The organism is Pseudomonas sp. LBUM1649 (assembly GCF_059716155.1).
This window is the reverse complement of sequence record NZ_CP166807.1, coordinates 5210552-5226507: the sequence shown is the minus strand read 5'-3', so window position 1 is coordinate 5226507 and position 15956 is coordinate 5210552. Positions and strand designations below refer to the sequence as shown.

The 15956-nt window shown below is 56.1% G+C and carries 16 protein-coding genes and 3 pseudogenes; 9 read left to right on the top strand and 10 right to left on the bottom strand.

What is annotated here, in order from left to right; translation table 11 throughout:
• Positions 1 to 4: 4 nt before the first annotated feature.
• The 3 genes from ACA058_RS24155 to ACA058_RS24145 all read left to right on the top strand — a co-directional run bounded on the left by ACA058_RS24155 (position 5) and on the right by ACA058_RS24145 (position 2313).
• Positions 5 to 1213 (top strand): hypothetical protein, encoded by a 1209-nt coding sequence (locus tag ACA058_RS24155; protein WP_497636222.1) that lies wholly within the window; start codon positions 5 to 7, stop codon positions 1211 to 1213.
• Positions 1214 to 1300: 87 nt separating this feature from the next.
• Entirely contained in the window at positions 1301 to 1777 is a 477-nt protein-coding gene (locus ACA058_RS24150; protein WP_497636221.1) for a DUF2059 domain-containing protein, read from the top strand.
• A gap of 110 nt (positions 1778 to 1887) precedes the next feature.
• On the top strand, positions 1888 to 2313 hold the full coding sequence (locus ACA058_RS24145; protein WP_497636220.1) for a hypothetical protein: 426 nt from the start codon (positions 1888 to 1890) through the stop codon (positions 2311 to 2313).
• Between the two features lie 146 nt (positions 2314 to 2459).
• Here ACA058_RS24145 and ACA058_RS24140 read toward each other — a convergent pair whose 3' ends face one another.
• Positions 2460 to 2999, bottom strand: a complete 540-nt coding sequence (locus ACA058_RS24140) for a DUF1523 family protein (RefSeq protein ID WP_497636219.1) — start codon at positions 2997 to 2999, stop codon at positions 2460 to 2462.
• A 256-nt stretch (positions 3000 to 3255) separates the two neighbouring features.
• On the opposite strand from ACA058_RS24140, the pseudogene istA reads away from it, so the two are divergent.
• Positions 3256 to 4768: pseudogene (istA, locus tag ACA058_RS24135) on the top strand (IS21 family transposase).
• The gene (istB, locus tag ACA058_RS24130) at positions 4761 to 5564 is read left to right on the top strand and encodes an IS21-like element helper ATPase IstB (RefSeq protein WP_497636218.1); all 804 of its coding nucleotides are present in this window, start codon (positions 4761 to 4763) and stop codon (positions 5562 to 5564) included. The pseudogene istA and the gene istB overlap by 8 nt, the downstream one beginning before the upstream one ends.
• Before the next feature lie 168 nt (positions 5565 to 5732).
• On the opposite strand, the gene ACA058_RS24125 is transcribed toward istB, so the two are convergent.
• The 3 genes and pseudogenes from ACA058_RS24125 to ACA058_RS24115 form a co-directional block, all read right to left on the bottom strand.
• Positions 5733 to 7271, bottom strand: a complete 1539-nt coding sequence (locus tag ACA058_RS24125) for an IS3 family transposase (protein WP_497636217.1) — start codon at positions 7269 to 7271, stop codon at positions 5733 to 5735.
• Positions 7272 to 7509: 238 nt separating this feature from the next.
• Positions 7510 to 7851: a hypothetical protein gene (locus ACA058_RS24120; RefSeq protein WP_497636216.1), complete on the bottom strand. Its 342-nt coding sequence runs from the start codon at positions 7849 to 7851 to the stop codon at positions 7510 to 7512.
• Between the two features lie 40 nt (positions 7852 to 7891).
• Positions 7892 to 8664: pseudogene (locus ACA058_RS24115) on the bottom strand (inositol monophosphatase family protein).
• Between the two features lie 690 nt (positions 8665 to 9354).
• On the opposite strand from ACA058_RS24115, the gene ttcA (ACA058_RS24110) reads away from it, so the two are divergent.
• From ttcA (ACA058_RS24110) to ACA058_RS24100, 3 genes and pseudogenes are all read left to right on the top strand, one after another.
• Positions 9355 to 10248 carry a tRNA 2-thiocytidine(32) synthetase TtcA gene (gene ttcA / locus ACA058_RS24110; protein ID WP_497636215.1) on the top strand — a complete coding sequence of 298 codons (894 nt, stop codon included), beginning with the start codon at positions 9355 to 9357 and terminating at the stop codon, positions 10246 to 10248.
• A gap of 166 nt (positions 10249 to 10414) precedes the next feature.
• Positions 10415 to 11116: pseudogene (gene ttcA, locus ACA058_RS24105) on the top strand (tRNA 2-thiocytidine(32) synthetase TtcA); the annotation flags it as partial.
• A gap of 52 nt (positions 11117 to 11168) precedes the next feature.
• Positions 11169 to 11843, top strand: a complete 675-nt coding sequence (locus ACA058_RS24100; RefSeq protein ID WP_497636214.1) for a DNA-3-methyladenine glycosylase I — start codon at positions 11169 to 11171, stop codon at positions 11841 to 11843.
• 114 nt (positions 11844 to 11957) lie between these two features.
• On the opposite strand, the gene ACA058_RS24095 is transcribed toward ACA058_RS24100, so the two are convergent.
• The 3 genes from ACA058_RS24095 to arsC are packed head-to-tail and all read right to left on the bottom strand — an operon-like array spanning position 11958 to position 13332.
• The gene (locus tag ACA058_RS24095; RefSeq protein ID WP_497636213.1) at positions 11958 to 12383 is read right to left on the bottom strand and encodes a DUF2069 domain-containing protein; all 426 of its coding nucleotides are present in this window, start codon (positions 12381 to 12383) and stop codon (positions 11958 to 11960) included.
• Between the two features lie 2 nt (positions 12384 to 12385).
• Complete coding sequence (wrbA, locus tag ACA058_RS24090; RefSeq protein ID WP_497636212.1) at positions 12386 to 12982, bottom strand: NAD(P)H:quinone oxidoreductase; 597 nt, start codon at positions 12980 to 12982, stop codon at positions 12386 to 12388.
• A complete protein-coding gene (gene arsC, locus ACA058_RS24085; RefSeq protein ID WP_083349660.1) occupies positions 12979 to 13332 on the bottom strand; it encodes an arsenate reductase (glutaredoxin) in 354 nt (117 codons plus the stop codon). Before arsC ends, wrbA begins: the two co-directional genes overlap by 4 nt.
• A gap of 114 nt (positions 13333 to 13446) precedes the next feature.
• Between arsC and ACA058_RS24080 the strand changes: the two genes are divergently transcribed.
• Complete coding sequence (locus ACA058_RS24080) at positions 13447 to 13914, top strand: TlpA disulfide reductase family protein (protein WP_497636211.1); 468 nt, start codon at positions 13447 to 13449, stop codon at positions 13912 to 13914.
• A gap of 123 nt (positions 13915 to 14037) precedes the next feature.
• Here ACA058_RS24080 and ACA058_RS24075 read toward each other — a convergent pair whose 3' ends face one another.
• From ACA058_RS24075 to ACA058_RS24065, 3 genes are all read right to left on the bottom strand, one after another.
• Positions 14038 to 14442, bottom strand: a complete 405-nt coding sequence (locus ACA058_RS24075) for an META domain-containing protein (RefSeq protein ID WP_497636210.1) — start codon at positions 14440 to 14442, stop codon at positions 14038 to 14040.
• Positions 14442 to 14876 (bottom strand): hypothetical protein, encoded by a 435-nt coding sequence (locus ACA058_RS24070; RefSeq protein WP_020799714.1) that lies wholly within the window; start codon positions 14874 to 14876, stop codon positions 14442 to 14444. Before ACA058_RS24070 ends, ACA058_RS24075 begins: the two co-directional genes overlap by 1 nt.
• 77 nt (positions 14877 to 14953) lie before the next feature.
• Complete coding sequence (locus ACA058_RS24065; protein WP_497636209.1) at positions 14954 to 15946, bottom strand: 2-hydroxyacid dehydrogenase; 993 nt, start codon at positions 15944 to 15946, stop codon at positions 14954 to 14956.
• Positions 15947 to 15956 lie beyond the last annotated feature (10 nt).

The window sequence follows — 15956 nt, the reverse complement described above, 5'->3', positions numbered from 1 at the left end:
GACTATGAAAACGATGAACAAGAAACACATCCTCGTCGCAGCTGCCGTCGCGGGCATTGCGATCGTTACAGGTGGTGTAATGCTGTCTAGCACCGGTAAGAAGCAGGCGCTCAGCTACTACGACCAATTGAAGCAACAGTTTTTCCTTGAGAATGTGCTGAGCGAAGGGGACATCTCCTATTCCTATTGGTCTGGCAACGTCACAGTGGAATCTCCGGAAATCCGGTTGGCTGCTGTGGAAACGAACGGCGCCGAAAAATTCCTGAAAGGCATCATGGGCATGCTGGGTGGGAAGGATGCTGGCGCGAACGAATCTGGTCTGGCCGCGTGGTCGCGCTACCTGCTCACATCCACTACCGGGGGGCATGCCGGCGGGGTTTACTTGAAGGCCGACGCACTTAAGGTCAGCCGAGATGGTGACAACAAGAAAGGCGAGATTCATGTCCAATTGCTGGGTATGGACATGAGCACCCCCTACGTATCGCGTAAGGGTTCTGATGTAGTATTGCCGGCGGACGTTGCCGACGAGATCCAGCCGCGTGCCGAAATGGACCAGTACGGTGGTGTGGTCAAGTCCTCCTATTCGTGGGGGAGCAACATGGTCCAGCGCCTTCCTTTCGCCGGTGCCTTCATCGTAGGAGCAACTGGAGAGTTCGGGTCAAAGGTTGACTTGGATTTCACCCTCAAACGCTCCGGCGACGGCGAAGGTTCGATCAAGTTTGTGGTGGTGCACCGTAATGACGGCAGTGAGACCGGCCGCATTGTTCGGGAGGCTAAGTTCGCATCGCTTCCTGAATTCGACGACGTCCAGGAACAGCTAAAAAGTGCGCTCAGTGGTTTCATCATGTCGGCATACAGCACTTCGATGGGCCAGGCTGTATTCGCGGATGCGGCAGCCAACTTTGCACGCAAGACCAAAGTGGCCAGCTACTCGCTGACTTACAAGGGGTTCGATCAGCTGAAGGAAGGTTTCGACGAATTCAAGACCGCCACCAAGCGTCAGGAGTTCGCTGCTTACTGCGAGCAATCCGGTCTCTCTGGGTATCAAAGCGATTTCGGTGCAAAGGGCAAGGATCACAGCGACTCGGAATGTGCAATCGCGCAGAAGCTGGCCAGCGACGGTAAGTTCGAGGAGTCCTACACCTTCAAGGAGGACAAATCGCTCTTTGCCGGACTGTTCGTAAGCAAGAGCTTCACGTTGGAAACGAACTGAACAATCACCCCCCTCTGCCAGGAGCTTGGTCCGCCGGGCTTCTGGAACACCCCCGTCTTTCTCGAATACTGCTGGTAAGGGCATTTCATGATCAACGTATCCAAATGGGCAATCACCGGACTGTGCGCATCACTTCTGGTTGGCTGTGGCTCGAGCGCGGATAAAGCAGAAGAGCTTGTAAAAGTGATGGGACTGGATACCCAGTACAAGATGGTCGTGCAGGTCGCGACTGCTGGTTATGCCTCTAAGTATCGAGAAGTTTCGCCAGAAAAAATTAGGGCAGTGATCGAGGAGAACATCTCCAAAGATCTGCTGAAGGAGACTCTGGTCGAGGTCTACTCAGATCACTTTGACGCTGACGAACTAAAGCTCATGATCGAGGCTAACCGCAATCCGGCTAACGCGGCGGCGATCATCCTGCAATCCAAAGATGGGATGGCACTCGCTAAGAAGGCGATGGACGTCCAGGTAGACCTGCAGCGGGATATGGCCAAGGCCTTTGAAGATCGCGACGAAGACATCATCGATGAGCTGGACGACCTTCGTAAAGAAGCACGCGGCTAACCCCTGCGTCGATCGTCACCGGTTGCACGCGCAGTTGGTGGCGCACATCGACGGAGAACAGCAGATCAATCATCGGCAGGGCAGGCCCCGACAAAAACAGGGAGAGTGTGATGAGACTAATCATAGCGATGTTGCTACTGTTCAGCGGCTACGCAAATGCGGGTTGCGGCAGTATCAACGACGACGACCAACGCGCTTACTGCTACTTCACAGAAGGCAATGGCAGTTGTGCAAGCATCAAAAATGCCGACTTTCGTGCGACTTGTTATGTGGAGGCCGGCAACGGCAGCTGCGCAAGCATCCGCGACGACGATAAACGCAAGTATTGCTACGTCAAGACCGGCAATGGGAGCTGCGCAAGCATCAACAACGATGATCTGCGAAACACCTGTTATGTAGAAACAGGGAATGGCAGTTGCGCCAGCATCCGTGACGACGATCAGCGTTACCTTTGCTACGCCAAGACGGGAAATGGTAGTCGCGCAAGCATCAAGAATGACGACTTGAGCCGACAGTGCGAAATGCTGAAGCACTGATTCACGTAACGCTGCAGGCCGCTGCGGTGTGATCGTACTGGTGTCGGTGAAAACAAAAATGCCAGTCAGTTCCCTGACTGGCATTTTTCATTTAGCTGTTTCGTGAATTGTAGCGCTCAAACCATCAACGTGACCGACTTCGGCACTCAACTCAGCACTTGCCCCCGGGTACGCTTGAAGCGGCGACGTAGCACGAACACAAGGAGCAGGATCAGCAGCGTGCCTAGACTGAAAAAGATCGTGTTGAACACTGGGAACGGTTCATCTCGGCTGTTCGTGGCTTCGATGTCGGTAATGTTAGGGAACACCGACAAGATCTGAATGCGCCATCCGTAATAGCGGATGAGAGCGAGCTGCTGTGCATCGCGAGAGTAGCCCTGGGCCTTTGCTTGCACATCGGCGGAGTCAAACTTGAAGTACCATGGGAAACTCCAACCGGTGTCCTCATTGCGGTACACCATGACCTTTTTAGTGTCGGGGTTTTCGGTATTGATGAAGTACACGTCACGAGTGGGACCATCGGCGGGGTTTTCAGCATTGATGACACCATCGTCATCAACACGCTTTACCTCGACACCTGTGATCGACACCACGCTGTACTGAGGCAGGACGTAGTAAAAACCCAGTGCGGAACCAGCGACTACAAGCAGGATTGCACCCAGAATCACGCCTTTAACCCACTTCATGCAGATACTCCATAATTGATCATCAGATTCTGACGCAATTCGGTCAATGGCACTCAGATTTAACAGCGCCGCTGCCCGTAAACTTGTTTAGCAAATGTGTAATGCAATGCTACCCATGTGTGTCCCTCCAATGAAGGACTACAACTGACTGGAAATGGACTGGGGCGGCCATTGGTGTTGCCGCTGACCGAAAACTGACCCAGGTGTTCAACTGCTTATGCTCAATTTCCGGGCAGGAGAACACAGGGTGATCAGCATGGAAATGATTGGAAAAATTCGGCGCATGTATTTTCGCGACAAGCTGTCGCTGCATCAGATCGCCAAGCGTACCGGACTATCGAGAAACACCATCCGAAAATGGGTCAGAGCGCCCGAAGCAACTCAGCCGGCGTACCAGCGGTGCGCAGCCTTCAACAAACTCAGTCCATTCACGAGACGCTGGTGCAGGCGCTCAAGGCCGATTCGTTTCGGGCAAAGCACAACCGCAGGAGCGCCAAAGCACTCTTTGAGCAGATCAAGGCCGAGGGTTACGACGGCGGCTACAGCCAGCTCACAGCGTTTGTACGCGCGTGGCGCGGTGAGCAAGGCAAGTCTTTACGTGCCTTCGTACCGTTGACGTTCGCACTCGGCGAGGCCTTTCAATTCGACTGGAGCGAAGAAGGACTGCTGATTGGCGGCCTGTTCGACGCATCCAGGTCTCCCACATGAAGCTGTGCGCCAGTCGTGCATTTTGGTTAGTTGCCTACCCGAGCCAAGGCCACGAGATGTTGTTCATGCCCATACCCGCTCGTTTGGTGCGCTAGGTGGGGTGCCGCGGCGCGGCATCTACGACAACATGAAGACGGCTGTCGACAAGGTCAACAAGGTCAACAAGGTCAACAAGGTCAACAAGGGCAAGGCCGCACGGTCAATGCCCGGTTTGCCGTAATGTGCGCGCACTACCTGTTCGACCTGGACTTCTGCAACGTGGCCTCGGGCTGGGAAAAAGGCATCGTGGAAAAGAACGTCCAAGACAGCCGACGACGCATCTGGCACGATGCTCAAGATTGCATGTTCCACACCTTTGAAGAACTGAATATCTGGCTCGGGCAACGCTGTCGTGCGCTCTGGAGCGAGCTGTTGCACCCGCAGTACAACGGGTTGACGGTGGCGGACGTCCTGGAACTGGATCGGGTGGAAATGATGCCAATGCCCACTGCCTTTGACGGCTATGTCGAACGAACCGTGCGGGTCTCCAGCACCTGCCTGATCAGCGTGACGCGAAATCGCCGTGTGAGCGGGTCGGTCAGTGGGTTAGCTGCCGCCTGTATCCCTCTCGGGTGGTGGTCATCGCCGATGAAACGATAATTGCCAGTCACGAGCGCCTCTTTGATCGAGACCAGGTCAGCTACGACTGGCAGCATTACATCCCGCTCATCGAACGCAAGCCCGGAGCGTTGCGCAATGGCGCTCCGTTTGCCGATCTGCCGATGCCGTTGCTGCTTCTCAAGCGCGGCCTGAGACGTCACACCAACGGTGATCGAGTCATGACGCAGGTACTGGCGGCTGTTCCCATCGCCGGGCTCGATGCCGTGTTGGTGGCTGTGGAGTTGGTACTTGAATCAGGCAGCTTGAGCGCTGACCCCATCCTGAATGTCCTGGCTCGACTGACATCGACAGCAGCACCTCCGTCCGCCGAAACCAGCCTTCAACTCAAGATAGCGCCTGTTGCCAATACGGCCCGCTACGACCGGCTCCGTACCACCGATGAGGAGACTCGCAATGCGTGATCTTATGGGGGAACTCAAAGAACTGCGTCTGCATGGCATGGCCAGCGCCTGGGAAGAACTGGCTTCCCAAGGAGAAGCTTCGACGGCGTCGTCGAAATGGCTGCTCGAACATCTGCTTCAACAGGAACATGCAGATCGCGCCGTGCGGTCTGTGAATCATCAGATGAATATGGCCAAACTCCCCATGCATCGTGATTTGGCAGGCTTCGACTTCAGCGCTTCCAGCGCAGACGCCCGCTTGGTCAGGGATCTGTCCAATCTGGAGTTCACAGAGACCGCGCAGAATGTCGTGTTCATCGGCGGGCCAGGAACAGGCAAAACACACTTGGCCAGCGCGCTGGCCGTGTCCGGAATCACGACGCATAACAAGCGAGTCCGCTTCTTCTCCACGGTGGATCTGGTCAATCTGCTGGAGCGTGAAAAGTACGACGGCAAGACCGGACGAATCGCTCAAGGGCTGCTTCGCACAGACCTGGTGATACTCGATGAACTGGGGTATTTGCCCTTCAGCCAGAGCGGTGGTGCCCTGTTATTTCACCTGCTGTCCAAGCTATACGAGCACACCAGCGTGGTCATCACGACCAACCTCAGCTTCTCGGAATGGTCGAGTGTGTTCGGCGACGCCAAGATGACCACTGCCTTGCTGGATCGGCTGACGCACCACTGCCACATCGTCGAAACGGGCAACGAGTCCTACCGCCTGCAACACAGCAGCCTGGTCGCCCAGACAAAGATCAAATCACGTGAACGAAAGCGCAAGGACGATGATGGCACGGCGGACGATGAACCAATTTGATCTGCCCCCGAAACACCCTGCCGCATGCCTGCATGTGGTGGGGTCTAGCCTCTGTCAATGGAACACGACTGCTAAGCCTATCCACAATTGCTGGTGCAAAAGCCAGCGATCCGCCCTGGGTCAATTTTCAATCGGCAGGGTGGGGGTGCGGCAAAAAACTTGGACTGGTTATGCCGCTAGGCCCAGGCTCTCACGATACTCAACAGGACTGAGAGCGCCGAGAGAAATCTTGATTCGTTTCTCGTTGTACCAGCGAATGTATGAATCCAGGGCCTGAATGAACTGCTCGATGCTCGTTGACTGCCAGTTGCGAGGATAGAACAGTTCCGTTTTCAGCCGGCCGAAGAAGCCTTCACAAGCCGCGTTGTCAGGCGAGCATCCCTTGCGCGACATCGAACGAATCAGCTTCGCATCAGCGATGCGCGATAACCAGCCAGGCCAGCGGTAGTGAGCGCCGCGATCGGAGTGAACGATAGGCCGTTTGCTGTTGCGGGCCACCGTTTCGACGGCGGCATCCAGCATCGTGTTCACAAGCCCGGCGTCCGGGCGCGTGCCGATCGACCAACTGATGACCTTTCCATCGAAGCAGTCAATCATGGGGGACAGGTACACCTTGCCGGCCGGGATCTGGAACTCCGTGATGTCAGTGAGCCATTTCTCATCCGGAGCAACAGCCGTGAAGTCGCGGTTGACGAGGTTTTCCGGCGCTGGACTGATCTCCCCGAGGTAGGAACCGTATCGACGCCGTTTCGGCTTGGCGACGACCAGGCATTCCTGCTTCATCAAGCGCTGCACCACCTTCTCTGACAGACGCACACGCTGCCTGCTAAGCGAAGCCCGCATCCGGCGGTAGCCATAGCAGCGATGATTGCGCTCGAAGATGTCCGCCATGGCACGACGCACTTCGGTGTATTTTTCCGCGACCTGCATTCGGGCTCGATGATAGAAATAGGAGCTTCGGGCCAAGCCCAGCGCTTCAAGCAGCTCTGACAAGGAGTATGTCTGCCTCAGGGCATCAGCCAGCAATGTCTTCTCCCGATTGGTCAGGACTTGCCGGTCGATGCCCGTATCTTTTTTTATGAGTTCATTCGCCTTCATCAACAGGTCGTGCTCAAGTTGCAGACGGCGCACATCGAGCCGAAGAGATTCAAGTTGCCGCTCCAACTCTTCTCGCTCCGGTGACGATGGAGTTTTTTGTCGGCGTTTCATGGATGCGGATGCCTCTGGGCCGAGTAGCTGATTTTTCCAGTTGTACAAGGTCGGCCTGCACACGCCCAGCTTTTGAGCCACGGCGTTCGCACTTTCTTGTCGCGTGCACAGCGCAATGACCGCAGCCTGCTTCATCGCTGGCGGGCGTGCTAGCCCGTTAGATCGACCAACGACGCGCGTGTGCAGTTCGGGGTGCAACTCGAGAATCCAGGCACGCAACGAATCCCGTGCCGGGTAGCCCAAAGCCTTGATGGTGGAGGCGATGCAGCGCCCGTGGTCGAGATAGTACCCGACGGCCTTTTCCCTATGGGCCAGTGAGTACTTCGGCTTCGAGAGCACGTAGCCACGCGACAGGTCGAGGCATCGCTCGTACTCTTCATGCCAGATCTTCAGAGAGTTCTTCGTCGGGTAGCCCAACTGACGAATAGTTGCCCCGGTGTGCTTCCCCAGTTTGATGTAGAGCTTGACCGCTCGGATGCGGTCTTCGTATGAATACATGAACTACCTCCAGGTAGTCCAAGATTTCTACCGCACCCCCGGTGGGTCAGTTTTCAATCAGCGCCGACAAGGAAAGGTCTGATTTCTGACCAGCCAGCGTTTTTTGAACCTCTACCAACGAGGGCATCAAAAAACGCTGACTACTTCAGACCTTCCCTAAGTCAAGGCTTCCGCCAAGATGGGATGGCGGAGGCATGACTATCCACAGCCTGGTCAATGAAAATGTTCAGTATTGACACTATGTAAGTGGCTCGACGGACACTGTTTTCACATACCTAAACTTCTTTTTTGCAGTCCTTACCGCCTCCTGCTCCGCCAGGAGCGTACTCAGCGTATCGACTTCATGCGTGAAAGGCTTTCGTTCACCCTCGAACTCGTTGCCCACGCTCAGCATCACCCGTAGCCTGGGGGTCAAAGCTCTCGGTACCGTCCTTTTTTGGTGTTCCTGAATAGGCACCACGATCGCCACGTTTGGAATGCCGTCGCTGACAGTTTGTACGTGCACATCCACAGACGCAGAGGCCTGGGCTCCGCCAAACAACGCTCGGCGCATTTCTTCTTCAGTTAGTTCTGTAGGCATTCGTTGTCTCGATGCTGTCTCAATAGTGGCCTCGGCCCGTTTAAGCTCGGAGGACTCGATCCCATTTACGAGTTGTCAGTTCGTGGCATACGGTTGGTGATCCACCGAAGCAGCGTTGCGATACGGTCTCCATATTGACCTCCGAGGCGTAGCTAATGGCAATTCCATTTTCGTTTAGCAGCACACCACCGGCGCCTCTCAACAGTGCATGTCCAGCAACAACATCATGTGCTGAAACAGCGTACAGCGAGACGCCGCATACACCGTCGCCGGCGGCTACTCTAGCCAGTCTGTATGCGATGGATGGCATTGCATGAAAACACCCTGGAGCACATATCTCTTGATTGAGGTCCGGTTTATTTAGAACCGCGGCGCTGACCATTATAGTGCTGTCGCTCGACAGCTTTTTATCAGCAAGGCAGGAACTTACTGGTTGACCATTGCGAATCAGATGGGGCATGCCTTCCGCATCACCCGATGCAGTCTGGTGGCCCCTCAGGAGTCACGGGGGCAAATACAATCCCGAGTACTGGGATGGTTTTATGCAGTAGCCCCACTGATATCGCAGATCCCTTCAAGCCGTTCAGAAAGTACACTCGTACCATAATTAGGGTCCACAACCCAATACCAAGCAATCCCCGTGAGGATGTGTCCCGTCTCTTCACCCCAAAAATCGCAGCTAAGCAGGCTGAGAAGTTCAGGCCTCAAAATATTTTCATTTTCTACGTCAATCGCGGCCTTTTCTCCCTGGCCTCGAGGTCCTTCCGGACGATTCCACTCTTCGGATAACAAAACGCCTGCTCGTTGAACAATTTCGGATGCTCAGGTGAGAAGCTCTATTAGATCTGGACTAGTCATGACGCTCTGTAAAAAAATGATCGTTTAAGGAATGCCTCCAAGCTAGCGGCGATCTATTGTAAGTAGCGGCGCGCGACCTTAGACGAGGCAGCTCATCACATAAATTAGGGCAACGTATGGTATTTGACAAGGCGTTTACAGTCGATTCGACTATTTCTCTGCAGTGGGCCAATCACAGTCCCGACCACGCTGCAACCACCAGCGACGTAACGTCCGCTTGATGATCCAAGCTGCGCTGATGGCGGCTGCAGCCGTCCCAAACGGTAGATGATTATCTATCGCCACGAGTGTCTGTGAGGCCAATCAACCCTGGTCACCAGCAGTACTCCGTGGTGTCGTCAATCACTGAGGCGCCCTAGTGAAGCTGAAAGCGATCGTTGGTCAGGGCACACTTAAAATGTAGACACTATCTTGTTATGATGCAGCCAATTCAGATATCGTACGCTTTATCTTTTTTTCGAGTTTTAAGCGACTAGATAAGATGCGAAGTGTCTGCACTAATGTATTTTATTTGTCATGATTTTTTTCTTTTTTTAGTTTTTGCGGTAACTTACTATCTTATCTCATTGCAAGTGGTGTGGGTGTTTTAGGTAGTTCATTTTTTCATTGATGTTATTTCTAAATTATTGGTCGGAATTTAAAGCCATGATGATAGATGAAAATACAGCTCAATTAAATAAGGCAGCAGAGCTTCGTCGTAAAAAGCTGCGTGGCAATGTCGGAAAGGCTGTTGTAGATTACGCGATGATCGAAGACGGCGATAAAGTTATGGTTTGCGTAAGTGGTGGCAAAGATTCCTTTGTAATGCTGGATGCGCTGCTACACCTCCAGCGCGTTGCGCAAATAAAATTTAGAGTTGTAGCTGTAAATCTTGATCAGAAACAGCCTGGTTTTCCGGAGCATGTTTTGCCTGAGTTTTTTGAGAGTAAAGGCATTGATTATTATATAATTGACAAAGATACTTATTCGGTCGTCAAGCAAAAAATTCCTGAAGGTAAAACAACCTGTTCTCTTTGTTCTAGACTCAGAAGGGGTACGCTTTATAGTTTTGCTGAGGAAATAGGAGCTACTAAATTGGCGCTTGGGCATCATATGGATGATATGGTTGAGACCTTGTTTCTCAACATGTTTTTCCAAGCGCAGATGAAAGGAATGCCGCCTAAACTTCTCAGTGACGATAAGAGAAATATCGTTATTCGACCGCTCGCCTATTGCCGAGAAAAAGATGTAGCGAAGGTCGCTGCTGATAGCGCGTATCCGATCATTCCATGTAATCTCTGCGGCTCACAAGAGAATCTCCAAAGGAAAAAAATTAAATCGATGATTGCGGAGTGGGACTCGGTAAATCCCGGGTGCGTGGAAAACATTTTTCACAGCTTACAAAGCGTAACCCCTTCCCAGATGGCCGATCGCAGTCTGTTCGACTTCGTAAATCTGTCTATTGACAGATCGGAAGAGCGGCCGCCCTACAAGTTTGAAGACGCAGCGGTTTCTTCTTCCCGCGTTGAAAACTGGATAAATGTCGTCCAGGTTTTGTAAAGGTTCAACGTCGTTTTGTGTGAGGAAAGGGAGGTTCTGGAGTTCGCAAAGCCGTGAAATTTACATTATCGACTTTTTTTGTAAAGAATATTGTTTGTAAAACTGAGTGGAATTAGAGGGTTACGAGCATGAGTGTACTGTCTCCTGGGATATCCTTGAGCTATAAGGCAAAGACAGCTACACCATGCTTGATGTGCTGATGCACTTGCAGAAGGTCGCGCCGATCAAGTTCGAGATCGTGGCGGTGAACATGGACCAGAAACAGCCGGGTTTCCCCGAGCACGTGCTGCCGGCCTACCTCAAGGAGCTGGGCATCGAGTACCACATCGTCGAGAAAGACACTTACTCGGTGGTCAAGGAGCTGATTCCGGAAGGCAAGACCACCTGCTCCCTGTGCTCGCGCCTGCGTCGTGGCACGCTCTACACTTTCGCCGACGAAATTGGCGCGACCAAGATGGCCCTGGGGCATCACCGCGACGACATTATCGAGACGTTCTTCCTGAACATGTTCTTCAACGGTTCGCTCAAGGCCATGCCGCCCAAGTTGCGTGCCGACGACGGGCGCAACGTGGTGATCCGCCCGCTGGCCTACTGCAACGAAAAAGACATCCAGGCCTACTCGGACCTCAAGCAATTCCCGATCATCCCGTGCAACCTCTGCGGCTCCCAGGAAAACCTGCAGCGTCAGGTGGTCAAGGACATGCTGCAGGATTGGGAGCGCAAGACCCCGGGCCGTACCGAAAGCATTTTCCGCAGCCTGCAGAACGTGATCCCGTCGCAATTGGCGGACCGCAACCTGTTCGACTTCACCAGCCTGAAGATCGACGAATCCGCCGCTTCGCGCTTCGTCAACGTGGTCAACCTCTAATCAAAACTGTGGGAGCGAGCCCACAGGTCATTTTTATTCCTCAGGAGAGGGCATGCGCGACTACAAGTGGCTGAACGAATACTGCTTGAACCGCTTCGGTTCGGCAGTTGAACTGGAAGCCCATCTGCCCGTACCCAAGACCTCGGCGCAATTGCGCAAGATCAGCGACGACCGCTACCTCTCGACCATGGCATTGCGCGTATTCCGCGCCGGGCTCAAGCACAGCCTGGTGGACGCCAAGTGGCCGGCCTTCGAAGAAGTGTTCTTCAGGTTCGACCCGGAAAAAGTCGTGCTGATGAGCGCCGAACACCTGGAGCGGCTGATGCAGGAGACGCGGATCATCCGCCATTTGGGCAAGCTCAAGAGCGTGCCGCGCAATGCGCAGTTCGTGCTGGACGTGGCCCATGAGAAGGGCAGCTTCGGGGCGATGATCGCCGATTGGCCGGTGACCGACATCGTTGGGCTGTGGACCTTGCTGAAAAAACGCGGTCATCAATTGGGCGGGCTGTCGGCGCCGCGCTTCTTGCGCATGGTCGGCAAGGATACCTTTGTGCCGAGCTATGACGTGGTGGCGGCGTTGAATGCGCAGAAGATCGTCGACAAGGTGCCGAGCAGCCAGCGGGACCTGGCGTTGGTGCAGGATGTGTTCAACCAGTGGCATGAAGAAAGTGGCGGGCGGCCGATGAGCCAGATTTCGATGATGCTGGCGTACACCGTCAATCATTGAGACCGAGTCGGTCGAGCGCGACCTCGGCCAATCGCCAGCAGGCTGGCTCCCACATTGGATCTGTGGCGTACACAAGTCCCCTGTGGGAGCTAGCCTGCTGGCGATTGCAATCTGTCAGGCGACGGAGATCTCCCCCTCGCCAGCCAACTTGCGGTTCAACTGATACCGCCACCGCACATACAACAGTGCCGAACAGAACACCGCCAGACTCGCGGCCATCTCCAGCACACCGAAGATCTGCCGGTTTGGGTCATAAGCGGCCAATGCGCCTTTGATGAAGTACAGGTTCACCACAAAGCACATCCATGAATGCCCCCGGGCATTGCCGACGATCATCCCCGGCGCGAGCAACAGCAAAGGAATCAGCTCAATCAGCAGAATCACCCACGGCCGCGCACCGTGCAGGTCAGCGACCATCAGGTAGTAAACGCACAGCAACCCTACCAGTCCGAAAAAACACAACAGGCTGATAACGCGCATGGCCCGAACCCGTGGTTCAAGCCATTCGATGGCGGGCAGGACCTTCGGCTTCTTGGTCACCCTCAACCCTCCAGTTTCAGAGCAGTCTTGGCCAAACGCATGCCCAGTGCCCGGCACAGTGCCACTTCATGGGCATCCAGGCCGCTTTTACCATCGGCTCCGGCGTGATGGCTGGCGCCGTACGGCGTGCCGCCGCCCTGGGTTTCCAGCAGAGCCGACTCGCTGTAGGGCAGGCCGGTGATCAGCATGCCGTGGTGCAACAGCGGCAGCATCATCGACAGCAGGGTGGTTTCCTGCCCGCCATGCAGGCTTGCGGTGGAGGTGAACACACCGGCGGGTTTGCCCACCAGGGCGCCGGTCAGCCACAGGTTGCTGGTGCCGTCGAGAAAGTACTTGAGTGGCGCCGCCATGTTGCCGAAGCGGGTTGGGCTGCCCAGCGCCAGGCCTGCGCAGTTCTTCAGGTCATCGAGGCTGGCGTAGAGCGCGCCTTCGTCCGGGATGTCTGGCGCCACGGCTTCGCACTCGGTGGAAATGGCCGGTACCGTGCGCAATCGGGCTTCAAGGCCGGCCTGTTCGACGCCACGGGCAATTTGCCGGGCCATTTCATTGGTCGAACCGCTGCGGCTGTAATACAGCACCAGGATGTACGGAGCACTCACGGCAACAGCTCCAGGATCTGCTCTGGCGGACGGCCGATGATGGCCTTGTCGCCGACTTCGAGGATCGGTCGCTCCATCAGTTTCGGGTGGGCGGCGATGGCGGCTATCAATTGCGCCTCACTCAGGCTGCTGTCGGCCAGGGCGAGGGTCTTGTATTCGTCTTCGCCGGTGCGCAGCAGTTGCCGCGCACTGATCCCGAGTTTGCCCAGCAGGCTCTGGATTTGCGCGGCGTCCAGCGGTGTTTCCAGGTAGCGGACCACCGTCGGGGCCAGGCCGCGGGCTTCAAGCAGTTCGAGCGCACCGCGGGATTTCGAGCAGCGCGGGTTGTGATAAAGCGTCAGATCGGTCATGAGCGGGTCGCATCTTGCGTAAGGTGGCGGCTATTCTAACTGGGCAGCGCGTAATCCTGAACCTTGCCAGGCGATGGGTCGCAAGCGCTTTCAATTTTTGACAAGGAACACGACATGACAAGGCGACTGGCAGCAGCATTGACGATTATCGGGGCGTTGATGCTGGGGGGCTGCGGTAACGACTACGGGATCGATCAGAATGGACAGAAGGTCGCCGCCGAGCGCCTGGACGGCAAATGGCTGGTGATCAATTATTGGGCTGAATGGTGCGGCCCGTGCCGTACCGAGATTCCGGAGTTGAACACACTGGCCGACCAGCTCAAGGACAAGAAGATCGGCGTGTTCGGGGTCAACTTCGACAACGTGCAGGGCGAAGAGCTGAAAAGTGCCAGCGAGAAACTCGGGATCAAGTTCACCGTGCTGGCGCAGGACCCTTCCGAGTTGTTCGAACTGCCGCGCAGTGAAGCGTTGCCGGTGACCTACATCATCGATAACAAGGGCAAGGTGCGGGAACAGTTGATGGGCGAGCAGACGGCGGCGGGGGTGGTGGCCAGGCTCGAGGCGTTGCAGGCCGCCAACTGATCGTTTCCCCTGTGGCGAGGGCTTTTGTGGTGAGGGGATTTATCCCCGTTGGACTGCGCAGCAGTCCCTTTCTTTGGGGTCGCTTCGCGACCCAACGGGGATGAATCCCCTCGCCACAGGGGATCAACCCTCCTCCAGCCACCAGCGCAGCGGCTTGCCTTCGGCTGGCCAGAAACGCATCTGGTCGATTGACGAGACGTCCCAGCGCTGCACGTTTTCCAGCGCATCGAGGAAGCGTTTTTCCTGCTCCATCAGCGCCGGCGCACAGAGTTTGCGGGTGCTGCCGATCTTGCCGAAGCTCAGCTTGTTGCCTTCCAGGGTGTACGGCGCGAACCAGTGGTTGCAGCCGCCGTTACCGTAGGCGCGTCCGTCTTCACCCAGGGTGATGGTCAGATTGCTGTAATCCATCAATGGACGTTCGCCGATCCACTCCAGGATGTAGCTGCGATTGTGCTCAAGCTGCACCGGGTCCGCGGCGCAGCCCAGCAGGCTTGCACCGACCATCGCGGTCAGAGCGAGGTGTTTCATCACGCAGGCTCCTGGCATTTGGGGCACAGGTGTTTCTCGCCAACGGTGGTCCAGCCCAACTCGGCAATACGCGCGGTGGCGGCAGGCTTTTCGGCCTTGTTGCCAAGCTTGGCGTCAACGGCGAACTCGAAACTCAGTTCTTTGGCGCAGCTGTCGCAGTTCACCTGCCAGGTATGGATCGCCAGTTCGCCGAACACCGGACCACTGGCCACCGCGACCCATTGGCCAGGCGGATTGATCAGATGGCGAACCGTTTCGACGGTCAGGCGCATGGACAAGTCCTTGGCGCCCTTGAGGGTCACGACCAGCACGTCGTTATTACGAATCGAGCCGCCGTTGCCGGTGACTTGATAACGTCCCGGCACCAGGGCGCGGCATTCGGTGAGGGTGTGTTGCGGGTTCATCAGGGTGTAGCGGAAATCGTGTTCGACCATGGGTCCTCCAAATATGCGCAATATGCTAGCACGGGCATACGCGCAGCATGGCGCGGGCATATGACCTTCGATCAGGTTCAATCACCCTCGACCTGATTCTCTGGCGCTCCGGCCGCCCAGGCCGCGATATTCTGCAAGGTGGTCGCGGCAATCGCGCCCAGGGCTTCGCAGGTCAGGAAGGCCTGGTGTGCCGTAACGATCACGTTGGGGAAGGTCAGCAACCGCGCCAGTACATCGTCCTGCAACGGCAGATCGGAACGGTCTTCGAAAAACAGTTGAGCTTCCTCTTCGTACACATCCAGTCCCAGGTAACCCAGTTGACCGTTCTTCAAGGCATCGATCAGTGCAGGGGTGTCCACCAGGCCGCCGCGGCCGGTGTTGATCAACATGGCGCCTGGCTGCATGTGCGCCAGGGATTGGCGGTTGATCAAATGCTTGCTCTGCTCGTTGAGCGGACAGTGCAGGCTGATGATCTGCGACTCGGCCAACAATTGCGGCAAGCTCAGGTAGCGGGCGCCAAGCGCTTCGACCTGCGGATTGGGGAAGGGGTCGTAGGCCAGCAGATGGCAGCCGAAGCCGTTCATGATTTTCGCGAAGGTCGCACCGATCTGCCCGGTGCCGATCACGCCGACGGTCTTGCCTACCAGGTCGAAACCCGTCAGCCCATGCAGGCTGAAGTCGCCTTCGCGCGTGCGGTTGTAGGCGCGGTGCAGGCGGCGGTTGAGTGCCAGGATCAGGGCTACCGCATGCTCGGCCACGGCGTGGGGCGAATAGGCCGGGACGCGCACGATCGCCAGCCCCAGGCGCTTCGCCGCCGTCAGGTCGACATGGTTGTAACCGGCCGAGCGCAGGGCGATCAGGCGGGTACCGGCCGCGGCCAGGCGTTCGAGCACCGGGGCGCCAAGGTCATCGTTGATGAAGGCGCAGACCACCTCGTGATGCTCCGCCAGCGCGACGGTATCGAGGCTCAGGCGTGCCGACTGAAAGTGCAACTCGATACCAGGCGGCAGGTTGGCGGCGAGAAAGCTGTCGCGGTCGTAGGTCTGGCTGCTGAAAAGAATCGTGCGCATGCGGTCCTCC